Below are 23,843 nucleotides of genomic sequence, written 5' to 3'. Positions count from 1 at the left end.
ATTAGTAAAATTAAGTAGTTAAGAGTTAAAAATAATTATGATAAATAAAGAGTTGAAACCCCTAATTCCTAATTATTCACTCTTAACTCTTAATCCCTTATCCCAGCTTTTCAAAGACCGCAAACATAGGCAAATACATTGCTAGCAAAATGGTTCCAACCATCCCCCCTAGAACTACAATCATTACTGGCTCCAAAATACTGGTCATTGCTTTTACTGCTTGCTCGACTTCATCTTCATAAAAATCGGCAACTTTCATCAGCATTGCATCTAATTCACCAGTTTCTTCTCCAATACTAATCATCTGAATTGCCATAGCCGGAAAAACGGCATCTTTTTGTAAAGCAAGACTAATCATACCCCCTTGTTGGATCTCCATCCGGGCTGCGTCTATGGCATTAGCAATTACTTGGTTTCCTGATGTATCTCGGACAATTTCCAAGCAAGTTAAAATTGGCACACCTGAACGAGTCAAAGAACCAAAAGTTCGGCTAAAGCGAGCAACTGAAGATTTTTGAATTAAGTCACCAAACAATGGCATCTTGAGGGAAAGACGATCAAGTGTTATGCGACCAACAGGAGTTTTACCGTATTGTGTAAAGGCAATTTTCGCTCCTACAAGAACAGCAATAAGTACAAAAACCTTTGGACTTCTCAAAAATTGACTAGCATCCATCAAAAATTGCGTTAGAGCTGGTAATTCAGTTCCGATTTCTGTAAAAATCTTTGCAAAAATAGGAATAAGAAAAATGGTCATACCGAGAAATATTGCAACTGCGATAAAACCCACAACAGTTGGATAAGATAATGCTGATTTAATTTGGTTTTGTAGACGAGCGACATCCTCTAATAACTTAGCTAAACGATTCAATACTTCATCTAGAACACCACCCACTTCACCAGCTTGAATCATACTCACATATAATCCATCAAAGCAGTCAGGATGCTTCCGCATTGCCTCTGAAAGATTCATTCCGCTTTGAACATCGGTACTAATTTCCACAAGGGCTTGTTTCAGTTTAGTATTACTACACTGTTCGGAAAGTACCCCCAGACTTCTAACGATCGCAACTCCCGCATTCATCAAAACGGCAAATTGACGGGAAAAAACTGCTTTGTCTTTCACAGAAACCTTAACTAAGGAATTCTGGAATTTTTTGAAAGCAACATCTGGCTGAAATCCTTGAGACTGCTTGAGTTCTTGGATTACAAAACCTTGATCTCTCAGATTAGTACGAGCTTGTACTAAGGATTCAGCAACAATTTTTTCTGTTCGAGATTTCCCTTGAGAATCCCGAACACGGGCAACGAAGTTTGGCATAAATAAATTCAAAATAGTTGTTATTCATTGGGCATGAGACATAAGGGAAAGATTTACTGCAACTTCATCTTTAGTTCCTCATCTCCCTTATTTCTTCAGTTCCTCTAATGCGCTTTGGCAGCCGCGCCAGGCTTCGCACCTGCTTGCGGTGTAGAATTACCAATCAGACGTTGGATTTCATCTGGCTTGGAAGTCTTAGACATCGCCGCTTCAAAGGAAATGGTTCCATTTTTGTAAAAATCGGCTAAAACCTTCTCCAAAGTTTGCATTCCCAATTTGCCGCCAGTTTGAATAGCTGAGTAAATTTGAGATGTTTTGCCTTCTCGAATCAAGTTGGAAATAGCGGGAGTGACTATCAGAATTTCTTGAGCCATCACCCGACCATATTCACCGGGTTTAGGGTTTTTCTTAGACACCAACGTTTGGCTAAATACTGCCACTAAAGAGTTAGATAACTGTACCCGCACCTGGGTTTGTCTTTCATGGGGGAAAACGTCAATAATCCGGTCAACTGTCTGGGCGGCAGAACTAGTGTGGAGAGTGCCAAATACCAAGTGTCCTGTTTCTGCTGCGGAAATCGCCAAAGAAATCGTTTCTAAATCGCGCATTTCTCCTACCAGAACAATATCTGGATCTTCCCGCAAAGCTGCTTTCAAAGCATTAGCAAAACTCTTGGTATCTTCACCCAGTTGTCGCTGGTGAACCAAGCTTTTAATTGGTTCGTAGACAAATTCAATTGGGTCTTCCACTGTTAAAATATGCTCCGCCTTGGTGCGGTTAATCAAGTCGATCATCGCTGCTAGGGTAGTTGTCTTCCCAGAACCTGTAGGGCCTGTCACCAGAATTAATCCTCTGGGCTTATCTGTCATTTCCCGCACGATGTCTGGCAAACCTAATTTTTCAAAGTTAGGAATTTTAGAACTTAAGGCCCGTAAGCAAGCAGCATAAGAACCACGTTCTTTATAAACATTGACCCGAAAACGTGCCAAACCCTTAACACCATAAGAACAATCTAATTCCCAGTTCTGCTCTAAGGTTTTACGCTGGGTGTTGTTGAGCATACTAAAAATCAGCCTTTGACATTGATCGGCTGTCAATATATGCTCACCGATGGGAGTGAGTTTGCCACTGATACGGAAGTAGGGAGGCAAACCTGCGGATAAATGCATATCCGAGCCACCCATTTCAATCAACTGCTCCATCAAGTCTTCAATCATCATTTCCATAGTTCTACTTCCTTTTAATGTTTGTTATTTGTCCTTTGTCATTTGTTTAAAGTTACTAAGCATCAACTAGTGACTAATGACCAATGACTAATGACCAATGACTATTAGTTTTAAAACCGAGGTGTCATACAGTAGGGACAATCCAGCCATTCTTGTTTCAATGTGGCATTGCAACTGCGGCAGGTAAGACCAGTCTTGCGTTTGGCTTTTAACTCTGCTTCTAAACCAGTGTCGGTAAATGTCACTCGTTCTACTTCTTCTAGAGTGGTAGAGCCTTGGCGCACTAAGTCCAAACTGTAAGCCAGTAAGGTTTTCATGCCCTCTTCTATTGCCACTTCTTTGATGCGTTCTGTGGGTGCATCTTCGTTGATCAGAGTTTGCAAGTTTTCGGTGACTCGCATGACTTCATAGACACCACAACGCCCTTTGTAGCCAACGCCATTACATTTTGAGCAAAGCTGATTTTTAGCTTTGGCATCTGCGATCGCATCTAATGTCAAGGTGTTAGCTTTATAGAAAGTGACTCCCACATCAGAAGAAGCTGATAGACCATAACGAGCTAGTTCCTCAGTTGTGGGAGTGTAGGGAATACGACATTCAGAACATACACGCCGCACCAAACGTTGAGCTAGAACGCCGATTAGAGAACTAGAAACCATGAAAGGCTCAATCCCCATTTCTCCCAAACGAGCGATCGCTCCTGGGGCATCATTGGTATGTAAGGTAGTTAATACTAAGTGACCAGTCAAGGCAGCTTCAATTGCTGTTTTTGCCGTTTCCTTATCCCGCGTTTCACCCACCAGTAGCACGTCTGGATCTTGTCGCAAGAAAGCCCGCAGCGCGGTAGCAAAATCCAGTCCTTTTTCCCGAATTACCTGTACTTGGGTAATCCCTGGAAGACTGTACTCAATGGGGTCTTCTACAGTACTGATATTAATTCCGGGATCGTTCTTTTCTGAGAGTGCAGAATACAGCGAGGTTGTTTTCCCAGAACCAGTTGGCCCAGTTACCAAAATTAGACCAAAGGGACGGCTGACCATATCCTGGACAATATGTAAAGTCTCTGGATCGGTAATTAACTTATCTAATCCCAATTGGGTTGAAGAGTTATCCAAAATCCGCAGTACCACCTTTTCCCCGTAGCGACTGGGTAAAGTATTCACACGGAAATCTACTTTGCGTCCCTCAAACATCCGCCGGATACGTCCATCTTGGGGTAGACGGCGTTCGGCAATGTCTAGATTCGAGATAATTTTAAATCGGGCTGTCACCGCCGGGATGATTTTTTTCGGTAGGGGATCGAAAGCTTCTTTCAGTACGCCATCCTTCCGAAAGCGAATGCGTAAGTTTTCTTCTTGGGGTTCGATATGAATGTCAGAAACGCCTTCATGCAAGGCTTTAGCCAGGATTCTATTGACTAGGTTGATGACTGGGGCATCCTCTGCACCCTTCATCGCTGCCCCTAGATCGGCCTCCATTTCTTCAGGAGCATCCGAAAGATCGAGATTTCCGAGATTCTCTAAATCCTGATTAATATCTGTAAACTTTTCTTGTTCCAGGTGCTTTTGCCGAACAGCCATATCATCCAGGTATTGGTTGATTAGCTGCTGGTAGTCTTCCTGTGTAATCACCATGCGCTGCAATGCCAGCCCTTGGGGGCGCAAGATGCGATTTAGGTCATCGGAAGCCTCTAGGTTATCTGGAGCAACCATCGCCACTAAAACTGAGGGCGGGGTTTGGTCTTCGTGTTTCGATAGTGGTACTAAACGATGGCGACGGCAGATATCAACTGGGATGAGGGTTTCAATCAGGTTCCCCATCATCGTGTTAGCAATGGAGTTGACTTCCGGATCGAGGAATTCAACACCGTATAGTATTTTAAGTTCAAATAGCTGCTGTTTTTTGTATTGCCTGAGCAACTCAGGTGATAGTTGTTGCCCAGTAATTGACTCTAATACTTCCGTTAAGGGTCGGCCAGATTTGCGGCTTTCAATTAGTGCCTGCCTCATCTGTTCGGTATTGACATAGCCAGATTGCACTAGCTTGTTGCCAAAGGGCGAAAACTCTGTTCTGGTAGTTAGAGCGGTACTGCGCCGTTGTGGTGACGAGTTCATAAATGAGCGACTGAGTAGGGAAACCTCTGCTTAAAGTATTCCCAGCGCGTGAGATAGAATTCTCATTTCCTAAAAAAGTCCTGAGTTAAGTCGCTTGCTTCGCCAAAGGAGTACGTTCCGAATTCAAAGTTGCAGCTATTTTCACGTAAATAAACGTGAGTTCGATGAGTGATATAGTGTCCATCTAAATTAGACGTAAAAAAAGACCTCTCCCTGATTTTACTACGCAAAACCGTCCCTCTCCGACTCGGAGAGGGACAGACTTGAACTTTAGTTCAAGGCAGGGAGAGGTTTATCGAACTCACGTTAAATAAACCATGCGGTAGGGGCACAGCATTGCTGCGCCCTTACGACAGATGTAGTTCAAATACATGAAAACTGCTGTAAATTCCTGCCCCCTAGCCCTCTTCCAAATTATTTACTCCTAGAGGTACACCACTCGTTCGGGTTCCCGCCTTAATGGTGGCTACGCGAACGTGTTCACCATTTGTCACAATAAGAAAACGGTTACATCAATTCCAGAATACTTGTCGGCAACAAAATCAGCCTCAGTTGCAAGTCGTGGATGACGACGGTTGCAAGCTATGGAGATACACTGCCATAAATAGCAAGCATCTGGAATGAGTGGACAATGATGGATGAAAATAAACAGATAAACAATATTAGCCAGCAATTGGGTGAACCAACAGAGGTAAAGCAAGCAATGAAGAGTGACTTCCCAGCCCAAATTAATTTCAATGAATCTGGTGGCGAGGCGACAGAACAAGTGGCAGCCCAAACTAATGTATCGGGAGATGCAGCTACTACAAATTCAGAAACTGGTGTCCCTGCAACCGAAAACACTGGAGCGGAAACGGCAGCTTTGGCAGAACTGACTCAACAAATTGAGTCTCTCAAAACGCAACTGGAAGAACGTAGTACTCAATATATGCGGATCGCTGCTGATTTTGAGAATTATCGGAAACGTACTAGCAAAGAAAAAGAAGAGTTAGAGACGCTGATGAAGCGGAACACGATTCTAGAATTGCTGCCAGTGGTCGATAATTTTGAGCGGGCGCGATCGCACCTCAAACCACAATCTGATGGCGAAATGACCATGCACAAAAGCTACCAAGGCGTTTACAAGCAATTAGTAGACAGCCTGAAGCGCTTGGGTGTATCACCAATGCGTCCTGAAGGTCAAGAATTTGATCCTAACCTCCACGAAGCAGTAATGCGGGAACCTACGGATGAACATCCTGAAGGAACAGTGTTAGAAGAGTTAGTGCGCGGATATTTCTTGGGCGATCGCGTGCTACGCCATGCAATGGTCAAAGTAGCTGCTCCAAAGGAAGATACACCTTCTACGGAGGAAGATCAGTCGAGTCCAGCCAACAGTTAAGCTGTAGTCGCTCGTCTCGCTGACCTAAAGTGCCTGGGTTCTAGCAAGGACGAGCATCGCGTACCTAAAACTTGGACAAGGCTTTGGATAACTCTCTGTGTTTCAACTTCTCTCTTGCTACCAGCAATATGAGTTCCACAGATGTTATCCGCTAGCCTTGGTTCAGAAAAAAAGTTATTCCGCGACATAATACAGCAGAAAGACTCGGTAAAAATACTGGTTAATATGGGAAAAGTTATTGGGATTGACTTAGGCACTACTAACAGTTGCGTCGCAGTTTTGGAGGGCGGTCAACCACTGGTGATCTCCAATTCTGAAGGCGGACGAACTACTCCAAGTATTGTGGGATTTGGGAAGAGTGGCGATCGCTTGGTTGGTCAATTGGCAAAGCGCCAAGCCGTAACCAATGCGGAAAATACAATTTACAGTATTAAACGATTTATCGGGCGACGTTGGGAAGACACTGAAATAGAACGCGAACGTGTCCCCTACAACTGTGTCAAAGGTCGAGACGATACCGTTGATGTGCAAATTCGCTCAAAAAACTATACGCCACAAGAACTATCCGCGATGATCCTGCAAAAGCTCAAGCAGGATGCAGAAAACTTTTTGGGTGAAGAAGTCACTCAGGCAGTAATCACCGTACCAGCATATTTTACAGATGCTCAAAGACAAGCTACTAAAGATGCTGGCACGATCGCAGGATTAGAAGTTCTGCGAATCATCAATGAACCAACGGCTGCGGCTTTAGCTTTCGGATTAGAAAAGCAAGACCAAGAGCAGCTAATTTTAGTATTTGACTTAGGAGGCGGTACTTTCGACGTATCGATCCTGCAACTTGGAGATGGCGTTTTTGAAGTTAAGGCGACTTGTGGTAACAACCACTTGGGTGGAGACGACTTTGATAATGCGATCGTGCGTTGGATGATGGAACGCTTTCAACAAGAGGAGAAAATCGACCTTTCCAAAGATAAGATGGCACTGCAACGCCTACGGGAAGCAGCAGAAAAGGCCAAAATTGAACTCTCCAACATGGTGAATACTTCCATCAATCTGCCCTTCATCACATCTGATGAAACCGGCCCAAAGCATCTAGAAATGGAACTCAGCCGCTCTAAATTTGAGGAACTGGCAGGGAAATTAATTGAAGGTACTATCGAACCAATGATCCAAGCGCTCAAAGACGCGGATCTCAAACCATCAGCCATAGATCGGATTATTTTAGTAGGTGGTTCTACTCGTATTCCCGCAGTCCAAAACGCACTGATTAAATTTTTCGATGGCAAAGCTCCCGATCGCTCTATCAACCCTGACGAGGCGGTAGCATTAGGAGCAGCTATCCAAGCAGGGGTCTTAGGTGGCGAAGTCGATAATCTCTTACTATTGGATGTCACCCCTTTGTCTCTAGGAATTGAAACCTTGGGTGAAGTGTTCACCAAAATTATTGAACGCAACACCACAATTCCTACTAGTAAGTCACAAATTTTTTCCACAGCAGTTGATGGGCAAACCTCGGTAGAAATTCACATTCTGCAAGGTGAACGGGCAATGTCACGAGATAACAAGAGTCTCGGCAAGTTTCTACTAGCAGGAATTCCCCCATCGCCCCGTGGTGTGCCGCAAATTGAAGTATCCTTTGAAATCGATGTCAATGGCATCCTGAAGGTTTCTGCCCAAGATAAAGGTACAGGTAGAGAACAGAGTATCAGAATTACTAATACAGGTGGTTTGAGTACCAACGAAGTCGAACGGATGCGCCAAGAGGCTGAACTGTTTTCTGAAGAAGATAGAAGACGTAAAGAACTGGTTGAACTCAGAAACCAAGCAGATAATCTGTTGTTCAGTTACGAATCCACCATCAAGGATAATAGCAGCTTTATCGGCGAGCAGATGAAGACTTTGGCTAGTGAAAAAGTTTCACAACTCCAAGCTGCAATGACTGACTCCAGTATCTCTACTGGGGAATTTAAGCAGCGCTTAGACGACTTCCAACAAACTCTGTTTGCAATTGGTGCTGATGTCTATAATCGAGCTAACAGCCAAACAGATGAGATTGAGGGAGCTTCAGCGAGCGTTTTGACTCCAGAAGTAGACTCACCAATGAATGGCACGCTGATACCACAATTCAACTTTGATTTTGACGAAGAAAGTACCGCACAGGTTGATTATGAGGCGATAGATTAGGGATTGGGAATGGGGAAGAAGCAAGGGGGCAGGGAGCAGGGGGCAGGGGGCAGGGAGCAGGGGGCAGGGAGCAGGGGGCAGGGAGCAGGGAGCAGGGGGCAGGGGGACAGGGGGACAAGGGGACAGGGGGACAAGGGGACAAAAGTTTAGAACTTACAACAAGTCTTTCGCCTTGTCCCCAATACCCAATACCCAATATCCTAAAGTTGCAGATTTATATTAAGATATTTTAATATATTTAATTATTGACCATAGATTTAGCAAAGTTTCACAAGACCCCAGGGGTTTGCTAGATTGTAGAAGCAAATTACTGCTAGGCAGTATGCCAATTCAGATGCAATCTAAAACATAAGGGTGGTTTTCCACACCGAATGGTGCGGCTAGCCCCTCTAGTTAATGGGCGGGGTTTTCCTCTCATACGTAGCACAATTGTAAAAGAGACAACCGACTCGGCAGCAATGAAGTCTGATAACTTCTATCGCTTTTGTCGTTTCCCACGAGGAAAGTACCTGTTGCTCAAGATTTGTCGGTGATTTTTGTAAAGGGTAAAGGGTAAAATCAGTTATTAACAAAAATTAATTTTACCTTCTGCCTGACCTCCGGCAAGCTTCTCTTTAAAGGATACTGTGTTGCTTTTGCATATCTGTAAAGCAAAACGCCTTTCTGTAAAGTAGCGAGTTACCGTGAGTGACGTTCTGCTGACTTCTGCTTTCTTCCTTCTAACTTTTACCTTTGCTATATGGCCCGCGACTATTATGAAATCCTGGGTGTCTCTCGTGACACCGACAAAGAAGAAATCAAACAAGCCTATCGCCGTTTAGCCCGGAAGTATCACCCAGATGTGAACAAAGAACCGGGAGCGGAGGATCGCTTTAAAGAAATTAACCGCGCTTATGAGGTACTCTCAGAACCCGAAACTCGCGCTCGTTACGATCGCTTTGGGCCAGAGGGTGTGTCAGGTGCTGGCGCAGGCTTCCAAGATGTCGGCGATATGAGCGGTTTTGCCGATATCTTTGAAAGCATTTTTAGTGGCTTTGCTGGCGGTATGGGTAATCCCACGCAACAAAGACGGCGCAGTGGGCCTGCTAGAGGTGATGACCTGCGGCTAGACCTGAAGTTAGACTTTCGAGAAGCGGTATTTGGCGGGGAAAAAGAAATTCGCATTTCCCATTTAGAAAATTGTGAAGTCTGTAGCGGTTCTGGTGCTAAACCTGGAACGCGCCCCCGGACTTGTTCGACTTGTAGCGGTTCGGGCCAAGTCCGTCGTGTCACCAGAACGCCTTTTGGCAGTTTCACTCAAGTCTCGACTTGTCCCACCTGTAATGGAACAGGGATGGTAATTGAAGATAAGTGTGATGCTTGTGACGGGAAGGGTGCAAATCAAGTCACAAAGAAACTCAAAATTACCATTCCGGCTGGGGTGGATAATGGTACTCGCTTGCGGATTTCTAGTGAAGGAGATGCCGGTCAACGTAGTGGCCCTCCTGGGGATTTATACGTTTACTTGTTTGTAAATGAGGACGAAGAATTCCAACGAGATGGCATTAATATTCTCTCGGAAATCAAAATTAGCTACCTGCAAGCGATTTTAGGTTGTCGGTTAGAGGTAGATACGGTAGATGGGCCTGTAGAACTGATTATTCCAGCCGGAACTCAGCCAAATACTGTGATGAAGTTGGAAAATCGCGGCGTACCCCGTTTGGGTAATCCCGTCAGTCGTGGGGATCACATGCTGAACGTATTAATTGATATTCCTAACAAAGTCACCCCAGAGGAGAGGGAACTGTTAGAGAAGCTGGCTAAAATTAAAGGCGATCGCACTGGTAAAGGCGGTCTAGAAGGATTTTTGGGAAATTTATTTAAGTGATTAAGCCCTCTTCTCTTTTAACTCCCGATGCTCAACTTGATTTACGTGGCACTCCTTGCCCGATTAATTTTGTGCGGACAAAATTACGTCTGGAAAAAATGCCATTGGGAGGTTTACTAGAAGTCTGGCTAGACCCTGGTGAACCGATTGAGCAAGTTCCTGATAGTTTGGCAATGGCAGGTTATCAGGTGGAACAAATTACAGACTGCTCTAGTTATTTTTCTTTGTTAGTGCGCCGTCCACAAGCTGGCCAATGACAGGGGAAAATTTTGCCACAACTGGGCAGCTACTGGGTACGGTGGTGGCTGTACAGGCTAATTTTTACCGAGTACATCTGGATCAACAGGATGGGGAGATGAGGGAGATGGGGAAGCAAGATTCTCATCTTCCTTATCCCCCTCTCCTCCTCTGTACTCGCCGGACACGCCTGAAAAAAATCGGACAACAGGTGATGGTAGGCGATCGCGTTGTGGTTGAAGAGCCTGATTGGGCTGGGGGACGAGGAGCGATCGCTGATGTCTTACCCCGTCAAAGTGAATTAGATCGTCCCGCGATCGCTAATGTCAACCAAATTTTATTGGTATTTGCGGTAGCCGATCCGCCTTTGGAACCCTATCAACTGAGTAAGTTTCTCATTAAGGCTGAGTCTACAGGCTTGGATGTGCTTTTATGTTTGAATAAAAGTGATTTAATTTCACCACAGGAACAGCAGCAAGTTAGCGATCGCTTACTTGGTTGGGGCTATCAACCAATATTTATCAGTGTTAAAGATGGTATAAATACTGACCAAGCAAGCAGATATTTGAGCGATAAAATTACTGTAATTGCCGGGCCTTCTGGGGTTGGTAAATCTAGCCTGATTAATACGCTAATTGACTCTGCGAAGCTGCGAGTCGGGGAAGTTTCTGGCAAATTAGCTCGTGGTCGTCATACCACTCGCCATATAGAATTATTTGAGTTACCTAGCGGTGGAATGCTTGCAGACACCCCCGGCTTTAATCAGCCGGACATGGATTGTATGCCAGAAGAATTAATCCATTATTTCCCAGAAGCAAGAAAACGGTTAGCAGTTGCTAGCTGTCGGTTTAGTGATTGTCTGCATCGAGACGAACCTGAATGTGCAGTGCGGGGAGATTGGGAACGATATGAACATTATTTAGAATTTTTGGATGCTGCGATCGCACATCAAACTCACCTGCACCAGCAAGCCGATCCAGAATCCACCATGAAGTTAAAAAGCAAAGGCAAAGGGCAGAGTCAATACGAACCCAAGCTAGAAAGTAAAAAATATCGCCGAATTTCTCGCAAGACTCAGTTACAAGACTTGCAGGAATTATATCGAGACGAGGAATAAAGTGTGCCATGTCTACGACGGGCTGCGTGCGCTATGCCCTTCTATGGAAAGGGTTGTCGCCATAGTTTGGATACAAAAAACTATCTTGGCTGAGAAATTACGTTTTTTTAACCTAGAAGAAGCAAGCCCAAAGTAAAGTTAAGTCGGCGATATAAAAATTCAATTTATTTATATGAAGAAATATAAATTTTGAGTAGAAAGAGGGTGTGTTATGCAGTAGATTAACGCACCTTGGATTGTTGATGGTGCATTAGCTGGAAAATTGTCAGAACACTTATGATTAGCAGGTATTGAACCTAAGTAAATATTTTCAATACAAAATTATACAATAAACAAATAGGCAAGTTTTACAACTAGTTAACAATAAAAGGCGGTGGAGGCACAACAATGTTGTACTCTCACAAACACTGTATTTGACTCAATTGAAAACTATTCTTACGATCCCCATAAAGTCTTAAAATATTGTTAATTTCAGCCAAACCTCTTGACCTTCAACTTACAAGTATCACCCCAAAATCACTATGTCTATCGGCTACGTCGCGCTTGTACTCCACGCACATCTGCCCTTCGTTCGTCACCCAGAAAGTGACTACGTGCTGGAGGAAGAATGGCTCTATGAAGCCATCACCGAAACCTACATTCCATTATTGAAAGTATTTGAAGGCTTAAAGCGAGACGGTATCGACTTTAAAATCACGATGAGTATGACACCCCCTCTGGTGTCGATGCTCCGCGATCCTCTGCTTCAAGAACGCTATGAAGCACACTTAGCTCAACTAGAAGAACTTATACAACTAGAAGCAGAACACAATGTCAATAACGGACACCTTCGTTATTTAGCCGAACATTACGCTACTGAGTTTAGCGAAGCGCGTCAGCTATGGGAACGTTACGACGGTGACTTGGTGACAGCTTTTAAGAAGTTCCAAGACAGTAACAACCTGGAAATCATCACTTGCGGCGCTACCCACGGCTATTTACCGTTGATGAAAATGTATCCAGAGGCGGTGTGGGCGCAAATTCAGGTAGCCTGCGAACATTACGAACAAAACTTTGGACAAGCACCCAGAGGCATTTGGTTGCCGGAATGTGCCTACTATGAAGGTTTAGACCGGATGCTAGCCGATGCGGGATTACGCTACTTCCTCACTGATGGGCATGGCATCCTTTACGCCCGTCCCCGCCCGCGCTTTGGTACTTATGCGCCAATTTATACAGAAACTGGTGTTGCTGTCTTTGGTCGAGATCATGAATCCTCCCAACAAGTATGGTCTTCTGAGGTGGGCTATCCTGGGGCGGCGGAATATCGAGAATTTTACAAAGATTTGGGCTGGGAAGCAGAATATGAGTACATCAAGCCCTACATTATGCCCAATGGTCAACGGAAAAATACGGGTATTAAATATCACAAAATTACGGGGCGTGGTTTAGGGCTATCAGATAAGGCACTTTACGATCCTTATTGGGCTAAAGAAAAGGCAGCAGAACACGCTGATAATTTTATGTATAACCGAGAGCGGCAAACTGAGCATCTCTATGGTATAATGCAGCGCCCGCCAATTATCGTTTCGCCTTATGACGCAGAGTTATTTGGACATTGGTGGTATGAAGGCCCTTGGTTTATCGATTACCTATTCCGCAAATCGTGGTATGACCAAAAAACATATCAAATGACCCATTTAGCAGACTATTTGCGAGATCAGCCAACGCAGCAAGTCTGTCGCCCTTCGCAGTCGAGTTGGGGTTTCAAGGGTTTCCACGAATATTGGTTGAACGAAACCAATGCGTGGATTTATCCGCATTTGCACAAAGCTGCTGAACGGATGATTGAAATATCGCATTTGGAACCAGAGGATGAATTGCAGTGGAAAGCACTCAACCAAGCGGCGCGGGAACTGCTATTAGCACAATCTTCTGACTGGGCATTTATTATGCGGACGGGAACAATGGTACCCTATGCAATTAGACGGACGCGATCGCACCTGATGCGATTCAATAAGCTCTACGAAGATGTGAAAGTCGGCAAAGTTGACAGTGGTTGGTTGGAAAAAGTCGAGTTAATGGATAATATCTTCCCCGAAATCAACTATCGCGTCTACCGTCCGCTATAGTCTCACAAAAAATAATCAACAGCAGTAGGGTGGGCATTGCTCACCCTATATTAGTAGTGAGGAGCGTTCGTTTATTTTACCAACAACAGAGTAAGCCTTAGCCTGTGTAAGGGTTTGTCAAATGCTATCAAATCTTTACAAAGACATCCGCTTATTTCGATTTGACGACAAAATCGGAGAAATTTACATTTTATCTGCGGATGAACTGCAAATCATTGTTTATCGCAATGGCGAATGGGAGTTTGTCAATGAACCCGAATTATGAGCAAATGAGTTTTACAGAGTTGAGAGCTTATGTCGTAGAAAACCGTGAAGATATTGAAGCTCTACGTTTTTTAATGAGCAAACGCGACCCTAATTCTCCAAAGTATCCCATGCCTGTGACAGAAGCTGATATGCAAGCCCAGATGGAAATCATCAGGCGTAAGATTAATGGAGAACTTTGAGATTATTGTCTAATTCAGTAAGCATAATTAGGGTGGGTAAATCATACTCACCCTATTATTTTATTAACACTGCCGGATTGAGCTAAAGGCTATCTGGATCAATATTTAATTCTCGGAGTTTAGCAGCTAATCTTTGCGCCTTTTGCTCTGTTTGCTGTCGAGCCTCTTCTGCGGCTTGTCGCGCAGCTGCTTCCTCTTCATGAGTTAGGAGTGTTTGGCTCGTAGCTGGATTGTAAAAACGCAGTTTTCCTGCCTCAAGGCGTAACTCTAGCCCCAAAACTTCACTGGGTAGGGACACTATACCATCTGCCAGGGTATTGGCTGCTACTGGAAAATAATTCCCATCGACCAAGTGTAAACCCTGGAGTTGGGGATTGAGATAATCGCCTGTGGGGTCATACTGAAAATATTCGCGCACTCCCAAAAAGGCATAAATTCCTTTCTTTGCACCTTGGTCTTTGCTGCGAGTGGTTTTTGAGGTAATCTCTAGAACAAAAGCTGGGGTTTGATTATTTTCTTCCCAGGTTTTGTAAGAGCGTCTGTCACGGTTTTCTACTCCAAAGACTACAAATACATCTGGGGCTACGACTGATTCTGGATAATTTTTTTCGTAGTAAATAAATAGATTACCAGCAACGTATATGTCTGGGTGATTTTGGAAATAAATTTGTAGCGCATTTATTGCATAAGTCAAGTAACTGAACTGGATATCTCCTTCAGCCATTGGCTTACCGTCCTCATCTGGGTACTCAATTGGGGTAACGGGGATATACTCTATTGAGACTGTCACGGGCTAATACCTCAACTCAACTAAGGCTAGGTTTAATAATATCGCTCAAAATGCGATCGCCATGACTTGGGGGCTGTGAAATCACCAAAAATTCCAAATTACAGTCGCTTTCATTGAGCATCTGATGAGGAACATTAGCCGGAATTTCTACACCTTCATGTTGAGAAAGTACTTGATGGGAACCATCGATTTCTAAAGTTGCCTTTCCAGATAAGATAAAGAAAAACTGGCGCGATTGCTGGTAATAATGTCTCACTTCAAAATCGCTGCTTACTCTTCGTTTTAATTTTCAGGATCTTGTAATTCACATTCTGCAAGGAGATTATCAATACTTTCAGGAAAATCCCCATTCTCTACTTTTTTGCGAAAAACTTGATAACAATCATTTTTATCGCCTTCCTTCCGAGGAAAACCTAACCAAAGAATAATAATGATTTTTGGTTCTTTGAATGCTCTAAAGAATAATCTATATCGTTCAGGTAGCCCCATTTTTTTGAGACGGCTATACTTTTGCAAAGGTTTTTGCAAAGCAAAATGACTAGCAAAAGGGTCTTGAGGAATTTTTTCTTTAATCCCAATATTCAATGCTTTTAAGAATTTGACATCTGAATGTGTAACAAATTCTTCTCTAGGTAACTCATTTTTTAAAACACGAACCCTATTACGCAATTCTACCCATTGTTCGTTAAACAATGGGTAGAAAAAAATCTGCCAACCATTACAAGTAAATGCAGCCATTAATCTATAACTACATCAGCCAGTAAATCATCCATTTCATCGCTCATTTCTTGGGTATAAGGAACGAGTTTAGAAGGATTTTGCATAGCATCCTTCATGAGAAAGTCAAGAAAAAGGCTCATCATAATGCCCTCATCTCCATCAGCTTCATCAACATTATCAGTTTCTAATCTAACTAAGAACGTGTTATCAGATAGCACTTCAATATGGCCTGAAGCATTAGCTAAATGGGGATAATCCTTAGAGAATGCGCGAGGTAAGCGAAACCCATCTTGATTTCCTACCTTTGCATGAGTTACGGGATAACTTTTTACAGCCATGAGCTAATTCCTAAGTAGGAAGATACTAGGCATTTAAATAGAATACCTAGACACTACAAATTTGATGTGAGAAGTTACGTTGTGTTATAACAACTGTTATAACTTACAACTAAACTATAACAGATTCCCTAAAAAAAGACTAGAAGTTAATATAAGAATTTTTGATTAAGTAGATATACTTTTAAAGTAAATTGCATATTGAGACTTAAACATTTTTGAGGAATAAACAAGCTCAAACTCATTCAGGGTAAGGTAAATACACCAAGTACTCAAAAATGGTTCAAACCCAGATATATCAATAAACCAAGCAAAACGATTTTAAAGTCTCTCTGTATATAGGTTTGAGGTTTTTTTCTTGGTGTTTTTTGTCTAAGTCCCAATATTAACCTCTGAGTGCTATATGCAGACTCGGAAGCATAACCTATAAAAAAGACAGGCAAGATGCCTGTCCTAAAAATAATGATTTAGCAAAGAATTTAGAAATTCATTTCAGCAGCTTGAACTTTCTCAACCTGCTTCTTCTTCAGCACAAGCATAACTTGAGCCAACATTACAAGAGCGATGAACGCAATCATCCATTTGACTCTGGAAGCGTCTTGCAATACGATTTCTGCATCTATTTGACCGAATCCACCAACGTTCGGGTTGCTGGTCAAAGCATCACCAGTCTTAACTGCTTGACCTTCGGAAACAAGCAGGTCTGGCCCTAAAGGAATCGTATCAACGACAACATCACCAGATTCAGGTTGGATATTGACTAGATATTTGACGTTACCATCTCCATCTTCCTCTTTGGCAATCTTGGTAATTGTGCCAGTAGCGGAAGCGTTGTAAACAGCGTTATTGCTCTTTTCGCCAGTAGGATAAACTTGTCCGCGTCCGCGATTACCACCTACGTGAACTGAATATTTACCGAAGTGGATATTTTTGTCGGTTGCGGGGTTAGGAGAAAGAACTGGGAAGATGATTTCCTGATACTGCTCACCAGGTAGAGGGCCGACGATGACGACATTTTCTTTGTCTTCGCTGTAGGGTTGGAAGGCAGTGTCGCCAACTTCTTCTTTAAGTTCCTCGGAAAGACGGTCTTCGGGGGCAATCTTAAAGCCTTCAGGTAGCATCAGTACAGCACCGACGTTCAAGCCAACCTTGGAACCATCAGCACCAACTTGCTGGGCGCTAAGATCGTAAGGGATTTTCACCACGGCTTTGAATACAGTGTCAGGTAGAACCGATTGGGGAACTTCTACTTCTGTAATCTTGGCTGCTAGATGACAGTTGGCACAAACAATCCGCCCGGTTGGTTCGCGGGGGGTTTCGGGATAGGTTTGCTGTGCCCAAAAGGGATAGGCGGCAGCTGATTGGGGAAGGGCTAGATCGCTGGTCAAGTAAAATGTTACGGTAGCGATCGCAATGAGCAATGTTTTAACGATCGCTCTAGCACTGCGAGTTAACCTCGCTTTTAAGAAAACATTTCTCATCTCTAGTAAGGGCAACGATTGAATTTAGTCATTAGTCATTGGTCATTAGTCATTAGTCATTAAGCCCTGAACGAAGGACGAATGACTAAGGACTAAGGACGAAATTATTAAGCCCACCAAGCTGCATCACCGGTGCGGAAGTCGGTTTCAGTCCAAGGGGTCAAAACGATTTTGTCGTCGCTTACATTGGCATGGGCCAAAGGCAGAGACAGAGGCGCAGGGCCCCGAACAACCTTACCAGTTTCGTCATACTGGGAACCATGACAAGGACATTTAAATTTGTTCTCGGCAACGTTCCAAGGGACAACACAACCTAAGTGGGTGCAGATGGCGTTAATGCCGTAATCTTTGATCGCCTCTTTGCTATCTACCACAATATAGGTAGGATCTCCCTTAAGTCCTTGGACTAGGTTGCGATCGCCTGCATTCCGGTTTTCTAGAAATTTAGTGACGCTAACATCGTTACCTAGCTCGTCTTTTGCCGTTACACCGCCACCAGCACCACCCGCAGCCGGTGGAATAAAGTAGTTGACAACGGGATACAATGCACCCAGAGCTACTCCAGTGACAGTCCCAAAAGTGAGCAGATTCATGAACTGACGACGCCCCATATCGGGCACGTCTGCTGATTCAGAAAATTGAGCCATAATCTACGCGCTCTTTGTGTATTTTGTTAAGCATTTTGACAAAAGTACTGTACTTGAGAAACTCTTGTCTAAGTCGAAATGCTAGCGCTCACAACGATGCCATACTTCTTTGTTCCAAGATATAAAAAGCATCTTTTCTGTTAGCATTACATTTCTTTATATCCTTATCATACTGGAGTCACGGAACTTAACATCATAACTAAATGTAAAATCTGATTGAGAAAAGCTATGACAGGACAGGAATTACGTCAGATGTTGCTTGATAAGTGGGGATATTCTTATGATGTCCAGTTTCGGCGGGCACAGGGAAAGATATTTTTACAAGTAATGTGGAAATATCTGGAGCAAGCTTCTTTTCCCTTGAGTGAGGCGGAGTACCAAGAGCATCTTGACAGCATTGCTAATTATCTTCATGCCTTGGGTGGATCAACACAGGTACAAGCATTTATTGCCCAAACACGCGATCGCCCCCGCCTCGGTAAGGCTGTTAGCATTCCTCTCGATTTGGGTGAACGCTCTTCAGAATGGATATTATGACCTGCTATTGCATTAACGTTAATAAATTTCTGAGTAATTATAGTATTTTTTATCCAAAAATACCTTCGGAAAAAATATTGGCAAATTGGAGGAAACTCAAATGAGCCGCCAACCATTGCTAGACCCAAATCGTTCGTATACTTTTAGTAATTACTTTGAGTTAGGGTTTGCGGTTGACGATTTAGTTGCGGAATTTGGCTATTCATTCGAGCGGAAATTTATTGATTTACCTCAATATTCTGGCACATTAGACCGACTTGCTGACCTCAAGCAGCGAATTGAGGAAGTTTTACCCTATGTAGATTTGGAGAACGAAGCTACACGCCGGGAAATCCTAATTGCGCCAATTGTTGCCGATTTAATTCATTATTCCCGCGCTAAATTACGAATTGAATACACTATTAAAGTTGATAACAAACTTCAAGGTAATTTTGATTATTTCCTCAAAACACAAACTAATTTAATTGTGATTGAAGCCAAGCAAGCAGATATAAATAGGGGATTTACACAACTAGCAACTGAGATGATTGCTCTTGACAAATGGACTGATTCTACTCAAACAGAAATATTAGGAGCAGTAACAACAGGTAATGTTTGGCAATTTGGTAGATTATATCGACAGACACAGCGTATTGAACAAGCAATCAATCTGTATCGTGTTACTGAAGAGTTGGAAATAGTAGTTAGAATTTTACTAACTGCACTCATCAACTAAATTGAGATTTTTGGGAGTTTCAAATTGAAACAGTGCGATCGCATTATTTACCTGTCAGTTTAACCAATCCAACACCACCGAAATAAAGCCCCAGCACGGCTCCTGCTAAAAGACTTTGAGTTAGAGGGTCAGTAGAAGGTGTAAGCACGGCTCCTAAAACTACTGCTCCCATAATTACGTAACGCCAACCAGAAACCATCCGTTCAGACGAGACAATGTTCAAATTACCGAGCAAAAGTTGGATGATGGGAATTTGAAATGCTAAACCAGTGCTGAATAACAGTAGCAGCACAAATTCAAAATATTTATCTATTGACCAAAGTTGTTCAACTACATCTGCTCCGTAGCTGATGAAAAAATTCAAAGCTGCGGGGATAAGAAGTAAATAGGCAAATACTAAACCTGCTCCAAACAGCACACTCGAACCCAAAACCACAGGCCCCAGTAAACGGCGTTCGCGCCGAGTCAATCCTGGAAGCACAAACTGGATAATTTGGTAAAGAATGAAAGGACTAGAAAGTACTAAACCAGTGTAAGCTGCAACTTTGAGGGAGACAAAGAAATATTCTCCGGGTGCAAGTTGAAGAAATTTTACTCCTTGTGCTGGAACCTCAAGCAGTTGGACAATCGGTTTAACGGCAAAGAAACAGCCAATAATACCTATCGCTACGGCAATCAGGGAATAGAAAATGCGCTGTCGTAACTCTTCTAGGTGGTCGAAAAGAGACATTTCGACTTCATCGGGCAACTCATTAAGAGGATCTGTGTCTGAATTGCCATATCCTTCTGGATCGATGTTGGGAACGTTTACAGTATCTACGTCTTGTAAAGGCGGCATGAGTCAGCTAGTAGGCAACATTTATAACTGAGTGCTGAGTAATGAGCAAAATTTTTCACTCAGCACTTTTAACTTAGCACTCTTCATTATTTTATCTGGGGAATGCAGTTACCAAGATATGTTTTTCGCTGCTATGGGTTTTTTGTCCTGTTTTTTAGGGTTGCGTCTGCATAAGTTAGTAGGAAGCCATGTTGTAGGCAATGCCTGATATCATGTTTGACTTAATACTTATGTCATTGCAAGCGTTGCGCGGCAATCCCAAACCTTTGCGATTGCTTCATTCTACTTCGTTGCATTCGCAATGACATATTATAAGTGATTTGCCGAACATGACATAACCTAAAAAAAGGGTGGAACTGATAATTTAGAAATCACGTCTCTGCGGCTAGTAGCCTGTAAAACTAGTTTTTGATGGTTTGTGGTAAACACTTTAGTGCAAGAATAAGGGCTAAAATCCTTACTACAAGGTTGTCTACCCATCAATTTCAAGTTAATAAATTACTAGTAGTGCTGGGTAAATTCACACAACATTAACATTTAATACTCAGTTTTGAAAATCCGGTTCATCAAGGTGGCATCTATACATAGCGCAATCGGAAATTTTTAGCTGAGGTTAGGTATGAACCGGACAATTTGCTTTGTCTTAATGGCATTGCCTGTTTATTTATACAATGTTGGGCTAAGTAATGCTCTTAGCAGTGACGTGACAATTGTCAAAGAGCAGCTTCCTACAATAGCTGCTCTAATTGCCCACAGTACAAATGCTTCGTTAAGTATATTGCCGTGGCAAGTATCAGCTAGAGATGACCAAACGGAAGATTGTCTTCGGGCGGGTACTTGCAAGGATTGATACGAATTGGGAATTGGGAATTAGTAGTCACATTATAAAAAAAGTAAATTAATGGTTGTAGAACATCAACAGACGGTAGTGGTTACAGGAGCTTCAACAGGAATTGGCCAAGCATCTGCTTTGCTTTTAGACCAGTTGGGCTTCTCTGTTTTTGCTGGTGTGCGTCAAGATATTGATGCTCAAACACTTAAGCAGAAAGGATCGCCAAGACTCATTCCAATTTTTTTAGATGTTACTGATGCTGAATCGATCGCAGCTGCGGTTGATAAGGTAACAAATAAAGTCGGTGGTACTGGAATTGCAGGTTTAGTGAATAATGCCGGAATTGCTATCCCTGGGCCTTTAGAATTATTAGCGATCGCAGAATTTCAACACCAGATGCACGTTAATGTCACCGGACAACTAGCTGTAACACAAGCATTTCTTGGGCTTTTACGCCAAAGTCGCGGTCGAATTATTAATATGGGTTCCATTGCTGGTAGAAGTCCTACGCCGTTCTTAGGAGCTTACAATGCTTCTAAGTTTGCCTTGGAAGCACTCACTGATGTCATGCGGATGGAGTTACGTCCTTGGGGAATCTCGGTTTCAATTATTGAACCTGGTTCCATTGCTACCCCAATTTGGGATAAGTCCCTAAGTCAATCTGAAGTAGCACAGCACGATTTACCAGAATCAGCACAAAATCTTTACGGTAAAGCGATGAATATTGTCCGCAAAAAAATGCAGATTCTCGCATCTAAGGGAATTTCTGCGGATATTGTCGCTCAGACTGTTGTTCATGCGCTGACTGCAAAGCAACCCAAGACACGCTATCTCGTTGGTTCAGATGCCAAACTCGGAGCGGTGCTAAAGCATATTTTGCCTGATAAGCTACATGACAAGATAATTTTATACTCAATGGGATTGTAGATTAGCGATCGTCAATATTTCAGGGGTAGGGCGTGTTTTCAAACTACTCGTTTAGCCTCCTAATTTTTTAGATCCCCCTAAATCCCCCGATAAATTGGGGGACTTGAAGAGATTTTTAGCCCCTCCTCGCTTGTCTGGTGTGTAGCGAGGAGGGGCTATGATTTACCTTCTATGATTAGGAAGCGTTAAACTGAGAACCATAAGTAAAATCTCGTATATTTTGGGAAACTTATGGAGCCAGTATCGCTGACAGCAGCTGCGATCGCAACTTTGGTAATCACCAAAGCTATAGAAAAAACCGTAGAGAAGATAACAGAAGGTACACTGGACAAGCTAAAACTGCTGCGTCAAAAAATTTGGGATAAGTTTCAGGGTAAACCGAAAGTGCAAGAAGCCTTAATAAAGGCTGAACAAGGTTCTAAGGAAGATTTGAACTTGGTTGCTGCCTACCTACAGGTTGAAATGGACAGCTATCCCCAATTTGGCGAAGAAGTTCAAAGCCTTGCTAAAGAAATTCACCAGGAAATTAATATTGACAAAGTTCAAGGTAAAAATATCCAGAATGTTTATGGTGGACAAGGTTTTCAAAGTATTGATAGTAAAGCTCCCACCTTTCAAGGCGTAGACAATAGCCCAATTACTATCAATTACCATCAGAATTCTCCTGATTGACTACAGCCGCCTGAACGGGAACGGGCAAAGTTAAATCCCTCTACTGAAATACCGCAAAATTTGCCCCTGAGTGGGGTAGTGGAGTTTGTCGGGCGTGAGGAAGAATTGCAAAATCTCCACCAACTTTTGCAGGATAATGAACAAGTTGCGATCGCAGCTATTGCTGGGATGGGTGGAGTTGGTAAAACAGAACTTGCCTTACAATATGCAATCCAGCACCGCGAAACATACAACGGTGGGCTTTGTTGGTTGCTGGTAAAAACTGGAGACGTGGGCATTCAAATTGTACAGTTTGCCAGAACGCAGCTTGATTTAAAGCCACCAGAAGATTTTGATATACTCGCCCAAGTGCAATACTGTTGGCGGCGTTGGCGTGAGGGTGATGTGCTGCTAGTTTTGGATGATGTCAGCGACTACGAAGGAGTCAAGCCTTATTTACAGTCGCTACCTTCTCGGTTTAAAGTGTTGATGACTACGCGCCAAAAGTTAGGACGCATCGCACAGTTATCTTTGGATGTGCTGCAACCAGAGGCGGCGCTGGAGTTATTAAAGTCTTTACTCAAAGAAACACCGGGGCGAATTGAAAAAGAATTAGCTTTAGCAAATCAGTTGTGTGAGTGGCTGGGATATTTACCTTTGGGTGTGGAATTAGTGGGGCGCTATCTGGCGCGGAAACAGGATTTATCTTTAGCAGAAATGTTGCGGCGGTTGGAGAACAAGCGATTAGATGAGCGTTCTCTTTCTAAATCTAAGTCGGAAGCTGACATGACAGCACAACGAGGTGTGTTAGCAGCCTTTGAGTTGAGTTGGCAGGAATTAAAAGACGACGATAAACAATTGGGTTGTTTATTGAGTTTATTTGCAGCCGCACCTATACCTTGGAAGTTGGTGGAACAGTCTTTACCAGAAGAAGATGCCGAAGATTTAGAGGAAATTAGAGATGATACCTTGCTGAATCTGCATTTACTCCAGCGCAAAGGTGAGGGAGTTTATCAACTACATCCACTGCTAAGGGAGTTTTTTCAATATAAGCTTACAGATTTAGAGCAAGCAGAAGAATTAAAGCGAAGTCTTTGTCGGGTAATGGTAGCAGTTGCCCAAGATATTCCTCACTCGTCCACCCTTGAGCAAATCACCGCCTTTTCTCCCGCGATTCCTCATATAGCTGAAGTAGCGAATCATCTCATTCAATACGTCAGCAATGATGATTTACCTTGGTCTTTCATCGGTAACGCTAGATTTTACAATGGTCAAGGTTTATATAACCAAGCTTTACCCTGGTATGAACAATGTCTAGAAATCACTAAAAAACGCTTGGGAGAAGAACATCCAGATGTCGCCGCTA

At 43.1% G+C, this 23,843-nt stretch carries 23 protein-coding genes and 1 pseudogene; 14 read left to right on the top strand and 10 right to left on the bottom strand.

Going from position 1 to position 23,843, the window contains the following annotated elements:
- Window positions 1-97 precede the first annotated feature (97 nt).
- From VB732_RS06420 to VB732_RS06410, 3 genes are all read right to left on the bottom strand, one after another.
- Window positions 98-1,321 carry a type II secretion system F family protein gene (locus VB732_RS06420; RefSeq protein ID WP_323229991.1) on the bottom strand — a complete coding sequence of 408 codons (1,224 nt, stop codon included), beginning with the start codon at window positions 1,319-1,321 and terminating at the stop codon, window positions 98-100.
- 104 nt (window positions 1,322-1,425) lie between these two features.
- On the bottom strand, window positions 1,426-2,547 hold the full coding sequence (locus VB732_RS06415; protein WP_323229990.1) for a type IV pilus twitching motility protein PilT: 1,122 nt from the start codon (window positions 2,545-2,547) through the stop codon (window positions 1,426-1,428).
- Between the two features lie 110 nt (window positions 2,548-2,657).
- Entirely contained in the window at window positions 2,658-4,661 is a 2,004-nt protein-coding gene (locus VB732_RS06410; protein ID WP_323229989.1) for a GspE/PulE family protein, read from the bottom strand.
- 631 nt (window positions 4,662-5,292) lie between these two features.
- On the opposite strand from VB732_RS06410, the gene grpE reads away from it, so the two are divergent.
- The 8 genes and pseudogenes from grpE to VB732_RS06370 all read left to right on the top strand — a co-directional run bounded on the left by grpE (window position 5,293) and on the right by VB732_RS06370 (window position 14,004).
- The gene (grpE, locus tag VB732_RS06405) at window positions 5,293-6,042 is read left to right on the top strand and encodes a nucleotide exchange factor GrpE (protein WP_323229988.1); all 750 of its coding nucleotides are present in this window, start codon (window positions 5,293-5,295) and stop codon (window positions 6,040-6,042) included.
- 225 nt (window positions 6,043-6,267) lie between these two features.
- Entirely contained in the window at window positions 6,268-8,226 is a 1,959-nt protein-coding gene (gene dnaK / locus VB732_RS06400; protein ID WP_323230001.1) for a molecular chaperone DnaK, read from the top strand.
- Window positions 8,227-8,965: 739 nt separating this feature from the next.
- Window positions 8,966-10,093, top strand: coding sequence for a molecular chaperone DnaJ (gene dnaJ / locus VB732_RS06395; protein WP_323229987.1), 1,128 nt, complete (start codon window positions 8,966-8,968; stop codon window positions 10,091-10,093).
- A complete protein-coding gene (locus tag VB732_RS06390) occupies window positions 10,093-10,350 on the top strand; it encodes a sulfurtransferase TusA family protein (RefSeq protein ID WP_323230000.1) in 258 nt (85 codons plus the stop codon). The genes dnaJ and VB732_RS06390 overlap by 1 nt, the downstream gene beginning before the upstream one ends.
- Window positions 10,347-11,447 (top strand): small ribosomal subunit biogenesis GTPase RsgA, encoded by a 1,101-nt coding sequence (gene rsgA / locus VB732_RS06385; RefSeq protein WP_323229986.1) that lies wholly within the window; start codon window positions 10,347-10,349, stop codon window positions 11,445-11,447. Before VB732_RS06390 ends, rsgA begins: the two co-directional genes overlap by 4 nt.
- A 521-nt stretch (window positions 11,448-11,968) precedes the next feature.
- Window positions 11,969-13,558: a glycoside hydrolase family 57 protein gene (locus VB732_RS06380; protein ID WP_323229985.1), complete on the top strand. Its 1,590-nt coding sequence runs from the start codon at window positions 11,969-11,971 to the stop codon at window positions 13,556-13,558.
- 106 nt (window positions 13,559-13,664) lie between these two features.
- Window positions 13,665-13,823 (top strand): annotated as a pseudogene (locus VB732_RS06375) (DUF6888 family protein); the annotation flags it as partial.
- Window positions 13,807-14,004 carry a DUF6887 family protein gene (locus VB732_RS06370; RefSeq protein WP_109011583.1) on the top strand — a complete coding sequence of 66 codons (198 nt, stop codon included), beginning with the start codon at window positions 13,807-13,809 and terminating at the stop codon, window positions 14,002-14,004. The pseudogene VB732_RS06375 and the gene VB732_RS06370, both read left to right, overlap by 17 nt.
- Window positions 14,005-14,086: 82 nt before the next feature.
- Here the strand turns inward: VB732_RS06370 and VB732_RS06365 are convergent, their stop codons facing one another.
- The 6 genes from VB732_RS06365 to petC all read right to left on the bottom strand — a co-directional run bounded on the left by VB732_RS06365 (window position 14,087) and on the right by petC (window position 17,977).
- Window positions 14,087-14,794: a Uma2 family endonuclease gene (locus VB732_RS06365; protein WP_323229984.1), complete on the bottom strand. Its 708-nt coding sequence runs from the start codon at window positions 14,792-14,794 to the stop codon at window positions 14,087-14,089.
- Between the two features lie 16 nt (window positions 14,795-14,810).
- Window positions 14,811-15,050: a cupin domain-containing protein gene (locus VB732_RS06360; protein ID WP_323229983.1), complete on the bottom strand. Its 240-nt coding sequence runs from the start codon at window positions 15,048-15,050 to the stop codon at window positions 14,811-14,813.
- A 26-nt stretch (window positions 15,051-15,076) separates the two neighbouring features.
- The gene (locus tag VB732_RS06355; RefSeq protein ID WP_323229982.1) at window positions 15,077-15,532 is read right to left on the bottom strand and encodes a type II toxin-antitoxin system YhaV family toxin; all 456 of its coding nucleotides are present in this window, start codon (window positions 15,530-15,532) and stop codon (window positions 15,077-15,079) included.
- Window positions 15,532-15,852 carry a hypothetical protein gene (locus VB732_RS06350; protein ID WP_322682741.1) on the bottom strand — a complete coding sequence of 107 codons (321 nt, stop codon included), beginning with the start codon at window positions 15,850-15,852 and terminating at the stop codon, window positions 15,532-15,534. The genes VB732_RS06355 and VB732_RS06350 overlap by 1 nt, the downstream gene beginning before the upstream one ends.
- Before the next feature lie 476 nt (window positions 15,853-16,328).
- Window positions 16,329-17,330, bottom strand: a complete 1,002-nt coding sequence (gene petA, locus VB732_RS06345) for a cytochrome f (protein WP_323229981.1) — start codon at window positions 17,328-17,330, stop codon at window positions 16,329-16,331.
- Window positions 17,331-17,437: 107 nt separating this feature from the next.
- Entirely contained in the window at window positions 17,438-17,977 is a 540-nt protein-coding gene (gene petC, locus VB732_RS06340) for a cytochrome b6-f complex iron-sulfur subunit (protein ID WP_323229980.1), read from the bottom strand.
- Between the two features lie 228 nt (window positions 17,978-18,205).
- Here petC and VB732_RS06335 point away from each other — a divergent pair, with 228 nt between their 5' ends.
- Both VB732_RS06335 and VB732_RS06330 read left to right on the top strand, forming a co-directional pair.
- Window positions 18,206-18,514 (top strand): DUF3067 family protein, encoded by a 309-nt coding sequence (locus VB732_RS06335; RefSeq protein WP_323229979.1) that lies wholly within the window; start codon window positions 18,206-18,208, stop codon window positions 18,512-18,514.
- Between the two features lie 100 nt (window positions 18,515-18,614).
- Window positions 18,615-19,229 carry a hypothetical protein gene (locus tag VB732_RS06330; protein ID WP_323229978.1) on the top strand — a complete coding sequence of 205 codons (615 nt, stop codon included), beginning with the start codon at window positions 18,615-18,617 and terminating at the stop codon, window positions 19,227-19,229.
- Between the two features lie 43 nt (window positions 19,230-19,272).
- On the opposite strand, the gene tatC is transcribed toward VB732_RS06330, so the two are convergent.
- Window positions 19,273-20,067 (bottom strand): twin-arginine translocase subunit TatC, encoded by a 795-nt coding sequence (gene tatC, locus VB732_RS06325; RefSeq protein ID WP_323229977.1) that lies wholly within the window; start codon window positions 20,065-20,067, stop codon window positions 19,273-19,275.
- Between the two features lie 619 nt (window positions 20,068-20,686).
- Between tatC and VB732_RS06320 the strand changes: the two genes are divergently transcribed.
- The 4 genes from VB732_RS06320 to VB732_RS06305 all read left to right on the top strand — a co-directional run.
- Window positions 20,687-20,917 (top strand): hypothetical protein, encoded by a 231-nt coding sequence (locus tag VB732_RS06320; RefSeq protein WP_323229976.1) that lies wholly within the window; start codon window positions 20,687-20,689, stop codon window positions 20,915-20,917.
- Between the two features lie 51 nt (window positions 20,918-20,968).
- Window positions 20,969-21,826 (top strand): SDR family oxidoreductase, encoded by an 858-nt coding sequence (locus VB732_RS06315; protein ID WP_323229975.1) that lies wholly within the window; start codon window positions 20,969-20,971, stop codon window positions 21,824-21,826.
- Between the two features lie 231 nt (window positions 21,827-22,057).
- Complete coding sequence (locus VB732_RS06310; protein WP_323229974.1) at window positions 22,058-22,498, top strand: hypothetical protein; 441 nt, start codon at window positions 22,058-22,060, stop codon at window positions 22,496-22,498.
- Between the two features lie 60 nt (window positions 22,499-22,558).
- Window positions 22,559-23,843, top strand: a 1,285-nt coding sequence (locus VB732_RS06305) for an NB-ARC domain-containing protein (RefSeq protein WP_323229973.1), incomplete at its 3' end; no start/stop codon positions are given.

Origin of the sequence: Nostoc sp. UHCC 0252, assembly GCF_034931145.1 — a bacterium.
In the GTDB taxonomy this organism is placed as follows: domain Bacteria; phylum Cyanobacteriota; class Cyanobacteriia; order Cyanobacteriales; family Nostocaceae; genus Nostoc.
The sequence above is the reverse complement of the archived record's forward strand: the minus strand, read 5'-3'. Positions and strand labels throughout refer to the sequence as shown.